Consider the following 1,203-nt stretch of genomic DNA (forward strand, 5'->3'; position numbering starts at 1 on the left):
GATGCGTCCGGCGGCGGAGCAGGCCGTGGCGGACGCGACGTCGGCGGCGAAGGACGCGCTGATGCCGCACCTGCCGGCGGAGGCGGCCGCGGTGCTCGAACCGCCGCCGGCGCCGGTGGAGAACCCGGTGCAGGCCGTGCTCGAACAGGTGCCGTCGGTGCCGGCGCCGGCCGCGCCGGCGGGACGGCCGTCGGTGTTCGGGGCGCCGGCCACCGGGGCGACGGGCAGCGACGCGTGGGCGCCGGGTCCGGCGTGGGGTGGCGGCGCGGTGACGTTGCCGTCGATCCCGGCGATCCTGCCCGGGACGAACCTGGCGCCGATCGGCGCGATCGCGGTGTTCGCGCCGTGGCTGCGCAAGGCCGGCCAGTTGTGCGACGGGGTCGGCGCGCCGGTGCTGGCGGCGCTGTACTCGGCGGAGAACGGCTTCCGGTACGGGCCCAGCGCCCCGGTCTCGCCGGTGGGGGCGAAGGGGCCGGGGCAGTTCATGCCCGGAACCTGGGATGCCTACGGCAAGGACGCCGACGGGGACGGGCGGGCCGATGTGCTGGGCATCGCCGATCCGGTGATGGCGTCGGGGAATCTGTTGTGCGACAACTACCGGCAGATCGAGCAGTGGAAGGCGCAGGGGGTGGTGCGCGGGGACACCCTGGACCTGACGTTGGCGGCGTACAACGCCGGGCTGGGGGCGGTGCGCCGGTCCGGGGGGATGCCGTCCGGGTCGCCGGACTACGAGAACCAGACCAAGCCGTACGTGGCGAAGATCCGGGCGACGGAGATGGTGTTCGCGCGGCTGCTCTCGCCGTTCTTCGGGCTCGGGTTGCCGGGGATGACCGAGACCGGCAACCGGGTGGTGGACCTGGCGTTCCGGTATCTGGGGTTGCCGTACGTGTGGGGTGGCGGCAACGTCAACGGTCCGTCGGGGGGCGGGTTCGACTGCTCGGGCCTGACGTCGTACGCGGTGTACGCGGCGACCGGGGTGAGGTTGCCGCGCACCTCGCAGACGCAGTGGCGGGTCGGCACCGAGATCCCGATCCAGCTGGCCCGGCCGGGGGATCTGGTGTTCGGCAACTGGCAGTCCGACGGGCCGGGGCACGTGGGCATCTACATCGGCGGCGGTCAGATGGTGCACGCCCCGACGTTCGGGGACGTGGTGCGCGTCGGCGCGGTCTTCCCCGGCATGAAGGCCCGGCGCCTGCTCTGAAC

The 1,203-nt window shown here is 74.0% G+C and carries 1 protein-coding gene; it reads left to right on the plus strand.

The window, feature by feature from the left end:
* The coding region (locus tag G6039_RS30135) for a bifunctional lytic transglycosylase/C40 family peptidase (protein WP_164528199.1) at nucleotides 1-1,201 on the plus strand (1,201 nt) is incomplete at its 5' end.
* Nucleotides 1,202-1,203: the final 2 nt, after the last annotated feature.

This window comes from Rhodococcus aetherivorans, assembly GCF_011058165.1.
Classification (GTDB): Bacteria; Actinomycetota; Actinomycetes; order Mycobacteriales; family Mycobacteriaceae; genus Rhodococcus; species Rhodococcus aetherivorans.